At 55.7% G+C, this 15,963-nt stretch carries 11 protein-coding genes; 4 read left to right on the top strand and 7 right to left on the bottom strand.

Going from position 1 to position 15,963, the window contains the following annotated elements; translation table 11 throughout:
- The first annotated feature begins 482 nt into the window (after positions 1-482).
- The 3 genes from ACHZBS_RS04050 to ACHZBS_RS04060 are packed head-to-tail and all read left to right on the top strand — an operon-like array spanning position 483 to position 2,613.
- Positions 483-1,523, top strand: a complete 1,041-nt coding sequence (locus tag ACHZBS_RS04050) for a 4Fe-4S binding protein (RefSeq protein ID WP_319405246.1) — start codon at positions 483-485, stop codon at positions 1,521-1,523.
- 58 nt (positions 1,524-1,581) lie between these two features.
- Positions 1,582-2,238 (top strand): hydrogenase nickel incorporation protein HypB, encoded by a 657-nt coding sequence (gene hypB, locus ACHZBS_RS04055; RefSeq protein WP_319405247.1) that lies wholly within the window; start codon positions 1,582-1,584, stop codon positions 2,236-2,238.
- 6 nt (positions 2,239-2,244) lie between these two features.
- A complete protein-coding gene (locus ACHZBS_RS04060) occupies positions 2,245-2,613 on the top strand; it encodes a hydrogenase maturation nickel metallochaperone HypA (protein WP_319405248.1) in 369 nt (122 codons plus the stop codon).
- Positions 2,614-2,711: 98 nt separating this feature from the next.
- Here ACHZBS_RS04060 and glp (ACHZBS_RS04065) read toward each other — a convergent pair whose 3' ends face one another.
- From glp (ACHZBS_RS04065) to fdhF, 7 genes are all read right to left on the bottom strand, one after another.
- A complete protein-coding gene (gene glp / locus ACHZBS_RS04065; RefSeq protein ID WP_319405249.1) occupies positions 2,712-3,926 on the bottom strand; it encodes a gephyrin-like molybdotransferase Glp in 1,215 nt (404 codons plus the stop codon).
- 75 nt (positions 3,927-4,001) lie between these two features.
- Positions 4,002-4,532, bottom strand: a complete 531-nt coding sequence (locus ACHZBS_RS04070) for a (4Fe-4S)-binding protein (protein ID WP_319405250.1) — start codon at positions 4,530-4,532, stop codon at positions 4,002-4,004.
- Positions 4,519-6,489, bottom strand: coding sequence for an aldehyde ferredoxin oxidoreductase N-terminal domain-containing protein (locus ACHZBS_RS04075; protein ID WP_319405251.1), 1,971 nt, complete (start codon positions 6,487-6,489; stop codon positions 4,519-4,521). Before ACHZBS_RS04075 ends, ACHZBS_RS04070 begins: the two co-directional genes overlap by 14 nt.
- 61 nt (positions 6,490-6,550) lie before the next feature.
- Positions 6,551-7,714: a gephyrin-like molybdotransferase Glp gene (gene glp / locus ACHZBS_RS04080; RefSeq protein ID WP_319405252.1), complete on the bottom strand. Its 1,164-nt coding sequence runs from the start codon at positions 7,712-7,714 to the stop codon at positions 6,551-6,553.
- A gap of 671 nt (positions 7,715-8,385) precedes the next feature.
- Positions 8,386-9,171: a hypothetical protein gene (locus ACHZBS_RS04085; protein ID WP_319405253.1), complete on the bottom strand. Its 786-nt coding sequence runs from the start codon at positions 9,169-9,171 to the stop codon at positions 8,386-8,388.
- Between the two features lie 50 nt (positions 9,172-9,221).
- Positions 9,222-10,664, bottom strand: a complete 1,443-nt coding sequence (locus ACHZBS_RS04090) for a coniferyl aldehyde dehydrogenase (protein WP_319405254.1) — start codon at positions 10,662-10,664, stop codon at positions 9,222-9,224.
- A gap of 81 nt (positions 10,665-10,745) precedes the next feature.
- A complete protein-coding gene (gene fdhF, locus ACHZBS_RS04095; protein ID WP_319405255.1) occupies positions 10,746-13,511 on the bottom strand; it encodes a formate dehydrogenase subunit alpha in 2,766 nt (921 codons plus the stop codon).
- 366 nt (positions 13,512-13,877) lie between these two features.
- Here fdhF and ACHZBS_RS04100 point away from each other — a divergent pair, with 366 nt between their 5' ends.
- Entirely contained in the window at positions 13,878-15,959 is a 2,082-nt protein-coding gene (locus ACHZBS_RS04100) for a molybdopterin-dependent oxidoreductase (protein ID WP_319405256.1), read from the top strand.
- Positions 15,960-15,963: the final 4 nt, after the last annotated feature.

Here is a 15,963-nt window from a genome sequence, read left to right on the forward strand (position 1 = left end):
TCGAAACAGAGTGCCTGGACAGAAGACACACCTGCTTTTTTCTGTTAATACTCTGCGCATGGATGCCTCCCCCTGCCCACGCGCTCGGGCTGTTTTTTATAAACGCGGCCGATCAGGATTTCTGCATCCGTTTCAAGCGGTTATCGGTCGCCGGTTTGAAATTCTCCTTGATCGTGCACGGGCTGCGCCAGCGGGTCATATTCTGTCGGCTACCGGCACTTAACTGTAACGGAGCCATTTTTCCATATCGACGATGGCCGCTCTATCCCATGCATAGATAGCGCAGGGCTTGAGGAGAATATCGCCCTGATTGACCCCATTAAACGCCTGCGGCTGCAATGAAAAAAGTGCAAGCACTCCCTGCCTGCGCCTGTTGCTGCAACACCTTGAAAGCATTGACACCGCTTCACTCAACAGATAGGGTCGTGCTCACAGACCTACATCACTCAGGCGTCGCTTTTGTGCCGTCATCAATGGAGAACATGAGAAAAACAGATCAATTCATCGCTCTTTTTGAGATTCCTCCGGCCATCGCTCCCCATGTATCGGTATTTGCCGAACCCGAAGAGATCGACCTGATTATCGCCATGGACGGCAAGACCTGCAGTACGTCCGAAGTATCGCGTCTGCTGGATATATCGAAGGATCAGGCCAAGGCGCTCCTGGAACATGCCTATCGCCGGCATTTCGTGCACCGTGAGGTTGAGGGGAAAAAGGTCGGTTACATTTTCGACCATGTGGATACAACCGGCAAGCCCGTTCGCTACATGCCGGCCAGATTCTACGACCGGCTTGACGAACTGGCCATGTATGGCAACTGGGATGACATCCCCGCCGAGGTCCGGGAGGAGATCGCCAACTGGTGGCTCAACGAATATACCGAGAAGATTGCACCGGTGGTCGAAAATATTAAAAAAGATCCCGACGCCTATCAGCAGATCAAACAGAAGGATTTCCTGCTTCTGGAAGAGGCGCTGGCCCAGGTGGAAGCGGCTGAATTGCACGCCGTGGTCAATTGCGACTGCCGCAGCAGCACCCAAGGGTGCAGCCGGATGATCGAGTCCTGCATCCGGCTTGATGACGGGGCACGTTATACCGTGGAACGGGGATTGGGCCGCCAGGTGACCAAAGACGAATGCAAACAGATCGTCCTGGCCACCGACCGGGACGGGTTGATGCACATCGGCACGCGGCAGACGCCGGGACACGGCCTGTTCGGCTTTTGCAACTGCTGCACCTGCTGCTGCTTTCCCCTGCGTGCGTCAGCGGTACTGGACAGCGATCGTGTCTATCCACGGGTTCATTATCTGGCCCGGCGCAATCAGGAGCTTTGCACCCATTGCGGTCTGTGCATCAGACGTTGCCAATATGGTGCGTTTCATCATGATGGAACACGGCTGCAAATCAAAGGCAAGCAACGCAAGGCAGTGGTCTTCGATGCGTTAAAATGTTACGGGTGCGGCATCTGCATGACCGGGTGCCCTGCGGGCTGCATCGATATGGTTTCCCTGCCCGAATCCTGAAGGCAACCGGGTGCATGGCTATAGCCGATGGTACCCCCGAACGGACGAAAACCATACGATGAGAACCATCGATGTCAGAAAATCGATTACTGCCGCCAACGACGCTTTGGCCAATAAACTGCGCAGTCAGTTCACCCGCCATGGCATCCTGGTGCTCAACCTGATCGCCTCGCCCGGTGCGGGCAAGACGGCCCTGATCGAAAAAACCATCGCACGATTAGGCGCCGCCGTTTCCATCAAGGTGGTGGAGGGCGACCCGTACACTCACCTGGACAGCCAACGGGTGATCCGGGCGGGCGCGCAGAGTATTCAGATCAACACCGAAGGCGGCTGCCACCTGGATGCACAAATGGTGGGGCGCGCCGTCGACCGGTTCGATCTGGATCAAACCGATCTGCTGATCGTTGAAAACGTGGGCAACCTGCTCTGCCCTGCCGCCTGGGACCTGGGGCAGGATGCGACCGTGGTGGTGGCCAGCCTTGCCGAGGGCGCAGACAAACCTCTCAAATACCCCGAGGCCTTTACCCGCGCCCAGGTAGTGGTTATCAACAAGATCGACCTGGAGCCGCATCTTCCGGTTACTACCGCGGAGTTGAGACGCAACGCCCTGACGGTCAATCCGGAACTGACCGTCTTCGAGGTCAGCTGCCTGCATTCAACCGGTCTGGATTCCTGGTGCCAATGGGTTCGGGACCGGATCGCCACTAAAAAATAAAACGACATGCACGAAGAACCCTACACCCAGGCCATGCTGGATCTGGCCCTCAAGGAATCCGGCGGAAAAAAAATCAGCGAAATCCGCCTGGAAGTGGGACGGTTCAGCGCCATTGTTCCGGCTTCGGTGGAGGTTTTCTTCCGCCACCTGAGCACCGGTACGCCGGCCCAGGGGGCGCGGCTGGTATTTTATCCGGTTCCCGTAACGCTGACCTGCACCGTATGCAAAAAAGTCTTGGTCCTTGAAATCGCACCTGACGCGCCCGTTCGCCCGGCACTGGGCGCCGCGCTTGGCAGGGGCTGCAGCTGCGGAGAGAAGAAATTGAAGATCAGCGGCGGACTGGGTTTCGACCTGATCGGCCTGACCGTGGGCTGATACGTTTCAATTGTACCGGATATCGAAGTCGGGGAATATGTCTTTTCCCGCAGGAATATGGAAAGGCATCAAGATCCCACAAGGGGGTCATAGAAGATTCACCTGAGCAACTGTGCCGCGACGATGGCCCCCGGCGGAAGGGATTTCACGCCTTCCTTGATGGCAATCACACCTTCTGCCCGGGCGATGGTTTTCAGACGGCTGGTCATCTGCAGGGGCTTAAAAAGGGTATGCCCGTCTCCGTCCATCAACGTTCCGTAAACGAACTCGGTCCAGTCGATCTGTCTGCAGGTCAATCCGGTTTGCAGTTTCACCATAATCCGGGGCAAGGAAGGGTTGCGATGACCGCCGAGCCTCAGCAGGCCCGGCAGAGCAATCTGGAGAAAAGCGGTGAGGTTGGACGGTGGCCCTCCGGGAAGCAGAAATACCGGCTTGTCCCTGAGCATTCCAAATCCGACAGGCTTCCCCGGCCCCATTCGAATCCAATGAAAGCATTTCTTCCAGCCCAGGGTGGAAAGCGTGCGGGCCACAAAATCCCGATCGCCGGTCCAGGCCCCGCCGCTCGTAATCACCGCATCATGACTCGCAATGGCTTCGTCGATGGTTTTTGCGATGATCTCGGGCCGGTCCTTCAAAATTGAAAAAGCGGTGTGCATGCCATATCGCCGGCTCCAGGCTTTTAGCATTTCCAGATTGCTGGCGTATAGTTTTCCCTGGGGAAGCGGTTGTCCGGGAGCTACCAGTTCGTCGCCGGTCGCAAGAATGGCGAGTCTGGGCTGGCGAAAGACCGGCAACCGGTCATACCCGGCGGCGGCGAGAAGGCCGATCATTCCCGGCGACAGGCAGCTTCCTTGAACGGCAATCAACTCTCCCGTCGCGACGTCAGCGCCTTTCGGCAGGATGTTTCGACCCGGTTCCGCATGGTTGAAAACGCTAATCCGCTCTCCATCGGGAATGGCGAACTCTTCCGCAAGAACCGCATCGGCGCCTTCGGGAATCCCGGCGCCGGTAAGAATGCGAATGGCGTCGTTGCCGGTCAACGCGGTATTGGCGGGGAGTCCGGCGGCCGCCGTACCGATAACCGTCAGTGGGGTTCTGTTTTGGGGCGTCGCCGTTTGGATGTCAACCGACCGGACGGCGTAGCCGTCTTTCATCGATGAATCGGTGGATGGCGAACACACCTGTGAATAGAGATCATCGGCGACGATTCTATTCGGGCACTCGGAAAGCGCGACATGATCGCAGCCCAACGGTGAAATCGTTTCGAGGGTCACTTTCAGGGCTTCCGCAAAGCCCATCTGCACTTTTCCCATAAATTCACTCACAGCCACCCGCAAACGGGATTACGACACGCCGTTAGCGGAATCCGTTGTTTGGAGATGTTGTTTTCAGGCTTTATGCGACATGCGGGCTAAAGCGGTGCCTACTTTTTCCAGACCGTACCTGTCAATCAACAAGGCCAGGCCCGCGTCCATTTCCTCTATCTGGATCCCTTCTTCGACCTCCTCTTCCCGCTCCTCGTAGGTCAATACGTCGTTAAGACACCATTGTACACACAGCGGTCTTTCTTCACCTTCACACATATCGCATTTAAGCGGTAGTCCCGAGTCGGGATCCTTGAACATATCCCTGGATGGACAGGTTGCCCTGCAGAAGCTGCACTCGTCGTATTCCTTCCCGTCGATCACATATTTATCCCTGCCCATGCATTCGGCGGGTGAATATTCCCCGGCAAATACAGGCAGCCAGATATCATCTAAGCGGCGGGTAATCACATGGATACGAGATGCCGCCGGATTGATGGAGCTGTACTTTGGCTGGGAGTGAAAAGCAGCGCACACGACCTCGCATGTGCGGCAGCCATTGCACTTATCCGCATCGATTTTGATTGTCTTGATCTTCTTTTTAATCTTGGCCATCTTTCAAAATCCCCCTCGTTTCCAAGTCCTTTGCGACATCCGCCAGGCTCAATTCCTCTAATGTTTTTCGGGTAGGGACGCCATCATGATTCCATCCCTTGAAGGTATAGTAGTAGGTCAAAAGATCGTCTTCGAGCTCGGGAAATCGATGCTTCCAATGGTCTTGGGGCGGTTTTTCATCCGGTCTTCCCATTCCTCTCAGGTTATTGAATGCGCGGTGTAAATTCCGGCTTCTTCGGACGGTTTTGCGTAGGCGCTCTTTATCCATATCCATCCCCGTCGCCGCCGAAATCAATTTGGGGTAATTGTGTATATGATAGGGAGGCTTCAGGCAGAAGGATCCCATGCCGGCGCATATCCCCAGAGCATCGTCGATGTTGTGCAGCATCTCCATCCAATCCACAATTTCCGAGGCGATTTGAGGGGTCGGGTAGTTCGGGTTCGAGTACTCTCCGCGGGGTTCCCAGTCTATGAAATATTTCTTAAACTTCTCATCGGGAAGCTGGGGCCAGTCTTTTACAAAACTTTCTCGGGTCTCCTTTTTGGGAAACGGCGCCTGGGGCCAATTGCCCTCCATCTGCGTAATGCTGATCTTTTCGTTGGTTGCGTACATCAGAAAATAAAGCGGATCCATCATTCCCAGCTTGATGTTCATCTGTTCATGTTTCTTCGTGGTGTTGTGATCATATTTTTCTGCACCATTGCCGATCCGTCGGGCAGCCCAATACGTACCATCGGCCAGAATATCCCCAATTCCTTCCCGATGGGCAACCCTGTCGAGCAACCAGAAAAATCTTCCTTCCTTGTCGGACGGACATCCCGCAAAATTCTCATCGGTCAGGATCCCGGCTTCATGGAGTTCGACGCCGAAAGCCAAAATTTGTGGGGTTGAAAATGAGTCCAATCCATACTCGAAAGCGCGTTTACAAATTCTCCAGGTAAAATCAAGATCATCAACAAAAGCCGCCATTGTGTAGGTCAGTTTCGAGAAACATTTCATCATGTAATTGGGAACATCCTCATGGGAAATCAATGCCCCGCATTGTTGCGGACAATTGAAACAGCTGATGAACCGTTTTATCGCTCCGGTTTGGCTTTTTGTCCATTCCTTCTCGATTTCCTTGGTCCAGAATCCTTTTCTTCGAATGCGGGCATTGCCCCAGGCGAAGCTTTCGGTGTGCCATTGTTCATCGACGTGTTTCATCATCTGCGGTGACCCGATGCCGGATAAAATGGGCATGACCTCCGGAATAGGATTCTCATTACGGAATTTAATATACTTCGTTATCTCCTTCATATGTTCCATGAATTCAGCACCGTGAGCAAGATGTACGGCCCTTGTTCCCCGCACTGCCACCGCTTTTATTTTTTTGTCTCCCAAGACAGCACCGCCACCGCCCCTGCTGGAACTCGATCTGGACTGCTCGATGGAAGCCGTGAAGCACCGATTTTCACCGGCCAGGCCGATGGCAAGCACCTGAACATCGTGATCGTTGAGTTCCTTTCTAATCAGTTCCTGGGTTTCAATAGCGCCTTTACCCTGCAAGTGGGTGGCATCGCGTATCTCCACCTTCTCATTGTGTATCCATATATAAATCAATTCTGGGGACTTGCCGCGAATGATCACTTTGTCATAACCTGCATATTTTAACTCCGACGACCAGAATCCACCCATCATGGGATACGCCAGTAACTCCGTCTGGGGAGAGATGAAGCTGACAATAGTGCGATTAGCGCTGAAAGCCGGCGTACCGCATAAAAGGCCGGTGCTGATTACGATAAGGTTCTCAGGATCAAAAGCGTTGGTTTCAGGGGGAACCCGGTCATAATGGATCTTGATACTGGTACCGAGACCGCCCAGAAAAAGCTCCATCAGTTCCGGGTCGGTTTCTACCCGTTCTATATTTCCCCGGGTTAGATCAATTTCCAGATTATATCCGGTTTCGGCATACCTCATTCTTCTTCACCTCCATTTTTATTTGTCCGTATCCGGAAAACACGCCACGAAGAACGACGCTTCAGTGGGAGGCCGCTTTCAAAAGACCTGTGTTTGAATCAACGGCCGGACCTTGCCTGTGGAGCCGTCCGCCCAGGGGAACCTGGGAAGCTCGACGATGCTCTTTATTGCCCCCCTGTTCATGGTTGAACGAATCAACCGACAGAAAAGCATCTTTCAACTTCGGCGCGTTTAAATTGCCAGTAGAACAATACAATCCGTTTTGGTGCCCCGTCATCTTGAGCAGCGCGGGTTTGATAAATTGTTCGAAGGAAAGCATCGTCGCCGAAGGATTTCCGGGTAGCCCAAAGATGAGATTTCTGCCAATGGTTCCGAATATGGTCGGCTTTCCGGGTTTGGCGAAAATAGTTGAAAAACGCATTTGTATTCCGAGTGCCGCTAATGCCTTGTGAACCAGATCGTATTTTCCTCTGGAGGTGCCGCCGGAAGTAATAATGACATCCGCACGGAGGGCTTCATGCAGCATGGTTTGCTGGGCCTGCAGGTTGTCTTGAACGATCCCGAGACATAGGGGTTTTGCACCGGACTCCATAGCCTGGGCGGCCAGAGCGTAAAGATTCGAACACATGGCCTTGCCGGATGAGGAAGGTTCATGAAAATCGGAAAGTTCATCACCCGTCGATAGAATCGCCACGATGGGTTTCCGATGCACATACACATAGGCGCGCCTCAGGCTCGCCAGCGCCCCGACTTCCAACGGACTGATGACCTCCCCCGCTCGAAGGACGACGTCGCCCTTTTTCAGCGAATCCCCCTTAAAACGAATGCCGCCCCCTCGTCCCGGATTATTGGTGCAGATCACATAGCCGCCACCTTCAGTGGTTTCCTCAATTTTGACCACCGTATCGGCACCTTCCGGAACCAGTCCGCCAGTCATGATTCGGACCGCTTCGCCATCGCCCACGATTGCCCCGCATGGCTTTCCGGCCGGCGATTCACCGATAATCCTGAGGCGCACCGGATTGTGCCTTGAAACTCCGTAAAGGGAAGTCTGTCGCACGGCATATCCGTCCATTGCCGAAATGTCCGATTCAGGAAGATCGTCTACCGCGGTGATGTCCTGGGCAATAACTCTTCTCAACGCATCCAGAATGGGCACACTTTCCCTTCCCAAAACCGGCGTCGCCTGCAGAATTACTCGTTGCGCTTCATGGAGGTCAATCATGTTTGAGGCCTCATTGATTTGTGGGTAATCACCGCTGCAAGTATGTCATATCTGACATAACGCAGGCGCCACTTCACGTTTAGAGCGGCGGCAGAAAATCTTTATGCCTATCGCTCTCGTTTAGTTTGATAGGGATGGACCGGGCCGACAAAAAGTTACAATATAGCTTTTTCGTAGCCTAATTGTAGCTCCTCGTCAACAACAATATTTCCGAAAATGTCGCTTTTGCCTGTCCGAAAAAATCGCAACTGTCTGTATTGGAATACCGTCATTGTTGAGGAAGGGGGGGGCGGTTTCGAAACCAACGATCGCCTGTCGTTCGATGCGCCGCAGATCCCAAGAGGGATGTCCGGCCATCCCGGCGGTACAGTTGGGGGAGTATCGCCGGATTTTTCCGATCCGGTCATCCATCGGGTTTCGGTGAGGTACTATTTAAGAAAAGGGCTGTTGCAACGGGCCAATCACCCTTTCCGGTTGATGGAATCGCTGTGGTCGAACCCCAGCGATTTGAAGAAGGAGAGCAAATCACAGGAGTCCCAAGAGACAGCGGTAAAATGGAGGCATTAATGTTGCTGAAATCACCCGCGTCGTTTGATTCTATTTTTCTGAGACGACCCGTTTCCATCGATGCGATATTTTTTTCACGATGGGTTTCACATACGTTAGCTTGATTAGATTATCATTTCCTGTTTTATGCGCCCACTTTTTTCAAACGGCAAATGCCTGAGAAATCGACTGCAGCCGCCATGAGTTAAAATTAATTTTTCGATATCATCACCCATGGCATAGAAGTAATCAAGGTCGAAGCGGCACAGATTTACGGAGATCATTCTCCTATCCGCCGGATCGCCAGTCTCCATACGCCGCAAAAGCGTCCGCCAATCGTCTATCTGCCACGCATTGAGAAAAGCGATGGTATCGGCCACCCGGCGCATCCGAACGGTCAGGGTCGTCAGGTAACGGGAATCCATCATTTCCGAGGTTGAAAGCAATCGTTCCAGTTGGGGAATCAGCGGCGCCTCACGGATATGTGGGATCGTTTCCCGGCAAAGCCATGCCACCGGATTCTCATCGCCGATGGCCTGCGCGAACTGGTCACTGAGTCCGCGATGGCGATCCTTGGCAATTGGCGTCGGGCATCCGCGTCGATATATATCGATGCGCCGTGGATTCACCAGAAGATCACCGGCGGCCTGGAATTCGCAGTTATCCGCATAATCACCGGCTTGTTTGATCGCCAGTTCGGCAATCCGTGAAAAGGTAAGCCAGAAGATGCGAAGATCCGCGATTTCCATGTCCTTGAGTGCTTCCAGCCATTCCTCGATGGACCTCTCGTTGGGTAGGAATCGGGCGTCACCAGTCAATTGCCGGTTGAAGTCTATCCAACGATGGTGAATCGGGGAAAGACGTCCGCCCTGTCGGGCTTCGCTTATGAGTATGGGTAACTGAGCTGGCACAAAATTCCTTTAATCAACGTGGATACAGACATCGTCTCGGCAATCGGCTGCTATTTCATGAAAAACCGGTAAATCAACCGGTGAACCGCACCGCCATACGGTGGATAGATGAGTTTGCCGCTGTTGAATCTTGATTTGTAAAGCACACCTTTGGCCTTAGAGAATGCCTGAAAGCCCTCGTGTCCATGGTACTGGCCCATGCCTGAGGGCCCTATGCCCCCAAAAGGCATATCATCCTGGGTTACATGCGCCAGGGTATCGTTGACAACCGCGCCGCCCGAATGCGTATGGACGAGTACATAATCCGCATTCTTTTCTTCATAATCGAAGAAATATAGAGCCAGGGGCCGAGGGTGGTCATTGACATAAGCCACCGCTTCCTTGAGGGTGTCGTAGGCCATTACCGGCAGCAGGGGACCGAAAATCTCTTCCTGCATTACCGCCATGTCATCGTTCACATCCACAAGCAGTCGGACGGGCATCTTGCGGATGCCGGAAAAGTCCTCGCCGGCCGGGTTCACCGGGATCACCCGAGCCCCTTTTTCCTCGGCATCATTCACCAGCGCTTCTATCCGCAGGTATTCCTTGTCGTTCACGATGCCGGTATACTGGGGATTGTCCGCCATATTCGGATACATTCTACCCAGAGCCGCGGAAAACGCGGTTACAAAATCCTCCATTGCCGCACGCGGACAGAGCACGTAATCCGGGGCCACGCAGGTCTGGCCCATGTTGAACACCTTGCCGAAAGCGATGCGCTCCGCGGCGTCGGTTATGGGGACGGAGGGTCCGATAATGGCCGGCGATTTACCCCCCAGTTCCAGGGTCACGGGGGTGAGGTTGTCGGCCGCCGCCCGCATCACGTGCCGTCCCACGGCAGTAGAGCCGGTGAAAACCAGGTGATCCCAGGGCAGCCGGGAGAACTCCGTCCCCAGTCCCAATGCGCCGCCGATAACGGCCACGTGCTCCTCGTCGAAGGTATCATCGATCATGGATTTAACCACTTGGGTGGTGCGGGGAGTAAAAGCGCTCATCTTGATCATGGCCCGGTTGCCCGCCGCCAGAACGCCCACCAGGGGACCGACGGCAAGATAGAGGGGATAGTTCCACGGCACAATAATACCCACCACACCCAGCGGTTGATAAAGCACCCGCGCCTTGGCCGGCAAATACAGCCACCCGGGTCGGCGACGGGACGGTTGCATCCAGCGATGGATCCGTTTGGCCGCATAACGGATGCCCTCCAGGCTGGGCAGAATCTCGGCCAGAAACGTTTCATCCTTTGAGCGGCACCCAAAGTCCTGGTCGATAGCCGCGGCGATATCATCTTTGAACCGGATCAGGCCATTTTCCAGCCGTTTCAGGTTATCAATTCGTTCGGCCGCGTCAGGCATGGGATGTCGTTTATAGGCATCCTGTTGAAGCCTAAAGATCCGCTGCATCTCGCTCTTCGATTCCGGGTTCGCGTGTTTCAGCGCGACCACCTCATGCATACTGTCTCCTTTTACGGGTTGAATTCGCGGTAAATGAGAATTTTAAAACTGCTGCAAAAACTCCCCGCCAGGAACGATCAATCACATTTTTTCAATGCTCACCGCACAGGCCTTGTACTCGGCAGTGAGGGTAGATGGATCGAAGGCCGCATGGGTGAGCCAGTTGGCGTTTCCTTCCCGGAAATGAAAGGCCATCCACACCATCCCCTGGGGCACCTCGGGTGTCACATTGGCCCGGACGGCCACCTCCCCGCGTCTGGATTTGACCCGGATCCGCTCACCGTTTTCAATGCCCAGCCGGTCCGCATCAGCAAAGGAGATATCGGCAGTCTCTTCGCCCAGAAGGTCGTTGAGACCTTCACAGCGGCCGGTCTGGGTGCGGGTATGGTAATGGTATAGGCGACGCCCGGTGCTGAGCACCAGGGGATAATCTTCATCAGGCACTTCGGCAGGGGGAGTCCATTCCGCCGGCGTAAACCGCCCCAGACCGCAGGTAAACTGACCGTTGCGATGCAGAAACGCCGTCCCCGGATGCTCCACCGTGGGACAGGGCCACTGGAGCCCGTCAGCTTCCAACCGGTGGTACTTGATACCCCCCATGCTGGGGGCCAGTTCCGAAATTTCGTTGTCCCAGAGTTCCTGACCGCTGCTGGCTGCCCAATCGTGGCCGAATCGCCGGGCGATTTCCCTGAATATCCACCAGTTGGGCATGGCCACCCCCGGCGCAGGGCTGGCCGTTCTTACCCGGCTGACCCGGCGTTCGCTGTTGGTGAAAGTCCCGTCATTCTCACTCCAGGCGGCTGCCGGCAGGACCACATGGGCAAAACGGGTCGTTTCGTTCTGGAAGATATCCTGGACAACCAGAAATTCGGCCGACGCCAGTTCGTGCTCCACCTTGTGGATGTCCGGCTCGGTATTGGCCATGTTCTCCCCGAAGATGTAAAACCCGCGAACCTTGCCGCCCACCAGGCCGTCCATCATCTGCGGAATCATCAACCCCACTTTTTGAGACATGCCGGTAGTATTCCAGGCCTTCTGAAATTTTTCGCAGACGGTGAAATCGTTGACCGGCTGATACCCGGGATAAACATTGGGCAGCGCCCCCATGTCACAGGCGCCCTGAACGTTATTCTGCCCGCGCAAGGGGTTGACGCCGCCGGCCTCCACGCCCATGTTCCCCAGCAGCATCTGCAGGTTGGCCACGGACATGACGTTGTTCTTGCCGCAGGTATGCTCGGTAATACCCAGGGTGTAACAGACCATGGCCGGTTTCACCGAGGCCAGCAGGCGCGACACCTCCCGAATGGTATCCGCATCGATACCGCAGATGTCGCTGACTTTCTCCGGCGGGTAGGCCATCACCGTCTCTTTGAGCGCGTCGAAACCGGTGGTATGCTCGGCAACGAAGGCCTTGTCGTAAAGCTCCTCTTGAATCAGAACATGCATGATGGCATTGAGCAGGGCGATATCGCTGCCCACCTTAAGGGGCAGGTGCATGTCTGCAAAATCAACCAGCCGATGCCTCCGGGGGTCCACCACAATTAATTTGGCACCGCTTAAAACGGCGTTTTTCACAAAGGTGGACGCTACCGGATGAGCTTCGGTCATATTGGAGCCGATCACTAAAAACATCTTGGCCCGGGAAAACTCGGAAAAGGAGTTAGTCATCGCCCCCGATCCAAACGTGGTCGCCAGTCCGGCGACCGTCGGGGCATGTCACGTGCGGGCGCAATGGTCGATGTTGTTGGTCTTGAACACCCCCCGGAAGAGTTTTTGCATCTGGTAGGAATCTTCATTGATGCTGCGGGCACAGCTCACACCGGCCAGGGCATCGGGTCCGCTTTCTTTGATAATGGCCTTGAATCGGTCGGCCACCAGGTCCAGAGCCTCATCCCATGAGGCCTCCCGGAAATCGTCTCCCTCCCGGATCAACGGCGTCTTGAGGCGTTCGTCGGAGTAGATGAAATCGTAGCCGAAGCGGCCCTTGACGCACAGCCGTCCCTGGTTGGGCGCGCCATCCTCTACGCCGGTAACCTTAACGATGCGATCGTCTTGGACGTGCAACCACTGCTGACAGCCGACGCCGCAGTAGGGGCAGGTCGTCCGGATTTTCCGATTTTTCCAGGACCGCCAGACAAAACGGGCCTTCTTCTCAACCAGTGCACCGGTCGGGCAGGCCTGGATGCACTCACCGCAAAAGACACACTGGGAATCTTTGAGCGGCACATCGGCACCGGCCACCACCTTGGCCGCCGCCCCCCGGTAGCCGAAACTGATCGCCCGGTTGACCTGAACCTCGTTGCAGGCCTGAACGCACCGGCCGCAGAGAATGCAGCGGGAGAAATCACGCACGATGAGCGGATTGACTGTCTCTATGGGGTAGCGGGCCGTTGTCCGCGGGTATTTGCCCCCCTCGACCTGGTAGTGGTAGGCAAGATCCTGCAGGCGGCAATCCCCCCAGGCCGGACACAGGTCTTCGCCGCCGTCCGATGCGGCTGCCTGCATTTGAAAAGCGGTCCAGTCTTTTTCCCGGGTGGAACCGATGGCGCAGTTATGGTTGCCGGAAGCAAGCAGCAGTTCCAGTGTTTCCTTCCTTGAAGCCACCACCCGGGGAGATTCCGTATGCACCACCATGCCGTCTACGGCTGGTGTGCTGCAGGCGGCCACGAGCGAACGGGCACCTTCGACCTCCACGACGCAGATGCGGCAGGCACCCGTGGGCGAGGCACCTTTGAGATAACAAAGCGTCGGAATCCGAATCCGGTTATCCTCGGCGACCTGCAGAATGGTCTGCTCCGGCTCGAAGGGAAACCGGTTGCCGTTAATCGATATGCTGCCCTGAGCCATTGACTACTCCTTTCCTATTGGCGGGATCGCACCGGATTCTGCCGGTGCTGCGGCTGCAACGGCCGCCGCCTGCTACCGTTCGGCCAACATGCAAACCGGATTAATGCCGGTGGGCGCCACACGATGCTTTGTGCCATGACTGACATAACGTTTGTTGCTATTCGATATTCTCTAATTTGTCAATCGGTTTTAGGGTAGGCGCCAATGGCAGAGATCGGCCGCCCAGAAGTTTTCCCGGGAAAAATCTTCCCGGCCGCCGGCGGCGGAAGGTTTATATCTACGTTGACATAATGCAGCAGCTGCGATATGCCGTCATGGAATCATTGGTCTTAGGTTCCGGGAACTATTTTTTAATCAGGAGAACAGATGATGACATCGAAGAATTCAACCTACAGTGTTTGCGGCATGTGCACGGTCAGGTGCCCGATTGAAGTCGAGACGGAAAACGGAGCGATTCAGTTTATCAAAGGAAACCCCCACATGGGCGGCATCAATGGCGCCCTGTGCGCCCGCGGTGCGGCCGGCAAAGCCTTGATCAACGACAACGAACGCATTCAGCGGCCCATGATCCGGGTTGGTGACCGCGGACAGGGCAACTGGAAGCCCATCAGCTGGGATGAAGCCCTTGACTATGCGGCGGACCGGCTCAGATCGGTCATCGACACCTACGGCGGCAAAAGCGTTCTGTTCTCGGACCGCGGCGGGCCCTTCCGGGACCTGCACCAGGCCTTCGTACGCGGGCTCGGTTCCCCCAACTGGACCAACCACGACGCCTCTTGTGCCCGCAACGTCCAGCATGCGGCCCTTTCCCTGTTCGGATTCGGCCGGAAAGCCGTAAGCTACGATCTTAAAAACGCCCGCCACGTGGTTCTTCAGACCCGCAATATCTTCGAGGCCATCAATGTCAAAGAGGTGAACGACCTCATGGGCGCCATGGAAAACGGGTGCAAGCTGACGGTCATCGATATCCGTGCCAACGTATCGGCCACCAAAGCCCATCGGTTCCTGATGATCCGGCCCGGGTCGGATTATGCATTGAACCTGGCGGTCATTCACACCCTGTTGAACCGCAACCTTTACAACGCCGCCTACGTCAGCAAGTGGTTCAAGGACCTGGATGTGTTGGACCGGTTCGTCAAACCCTACTCCCCCGAATGGGCGGAAACGGAAACCGGCATTCCTGCCGTGGAAATCGTTCGGTTCGCCCAGGACCTGGCCAAGGATGCACCCGCGGTCCTCTGGCACCCCGGATGGATGAACGCCCGATATAACGATTCCTTCTACATGTCCCGCACGATCTACATCATCAACGCCCTGCTGGGCGCCATCGGTGCCAAAGGCGGTCTGCCCATGGCCAACAAACCCGGGGATGTGGGCCGCAAGGGGCTCAAGAAGCTGGTCGACCGCGTCCCCAATCCCGAGGAAAAGCGCGCCGACGGCACCGGCTGGAAGCACGGCCATTTCGATACCGGCCCGGGACTACTCCATCTGGGGTTCGATGCCATCGAAACCGAAGATCCCTACCCCGTCAAAGCCTATATCGCCTACCGCCACGACCCCCTCATGGGATTTCCCGATCCCGATCGGATCAAACAAAAATGGTCCAAGCTGGATTTTCTCATGTCCGTCAGTTTCACCTGGTCGGATACGGCCTGGTACTCCGATCTGGTGCTGCCGCTGTCTCCCTACCTGGAGCGGGAATCGATCCTGGCCTGCAAGAACGGACTCAACCCCTATATGTTCACCCGGCGCCGGGCGGCAGCACCGCGCTACGATACCCGCAGCGACTGGGAAATTCTCTGCGGTCTGGCCAAACGTCTGGGCATCGAGGCTCTGGCATTCGATTCCATCGAGGAGATCTGGAACTATCAATTGGACGGTACCGGCGTCAGCGTGGCCGACTTCGATGCCAAGGGATTTGTGCAACTGGGCAAGGGACCGCTGTACAAACCGGAACCGGCCTTCAAAACCCCGTCAGGCAAGGTGGAGATCGTCTCCGAAAAATGGGAGTCCCAGGGGATACCGTCCCTCAAGCCTTATGAAGGCACGCATCCTCCCGAAGGCCAGTTCAGGCTCACCTTCGGCCGCTGCGGGGTTCACACCCAGGGCCACACCGTCAACAACAGCCTGCTCTTCGAACAGGTGCCGGAGAACACCTTGTGGATCAACACCCGGGCCGGCGCCGACCTGGGATTGTCCGACGGGGACATGGTGGAAATCAGCGGGAACGGGAAAGGCGGCCGGATGCAGGCCAAACTGACCGACCTGATTCATCCCGAGGCGGTGTTCATGCTTCACGGCTTCGGCCATCACCTGCCCGTGGAAAGCCGGGCTTTCGGAAAGGGCGTGGCGGATCATGAACTGATGTGCGGCGGCCTGGATAAATGGGATAAAGGCGGTGGCGCCATGGCCCTGCAGGAAAACTACGTCTCCGTCAGCCCGTGTTAGAAAT

This window comes from uncultured Desulfosarcina sp. (genome assembly GCF_963664155.2).
Lineage (GTDB): Bacteria > Desulfobacterota > Desulfobacteria > Desulfobacterales > Desulfosarcinaceae > Desulfosarcina.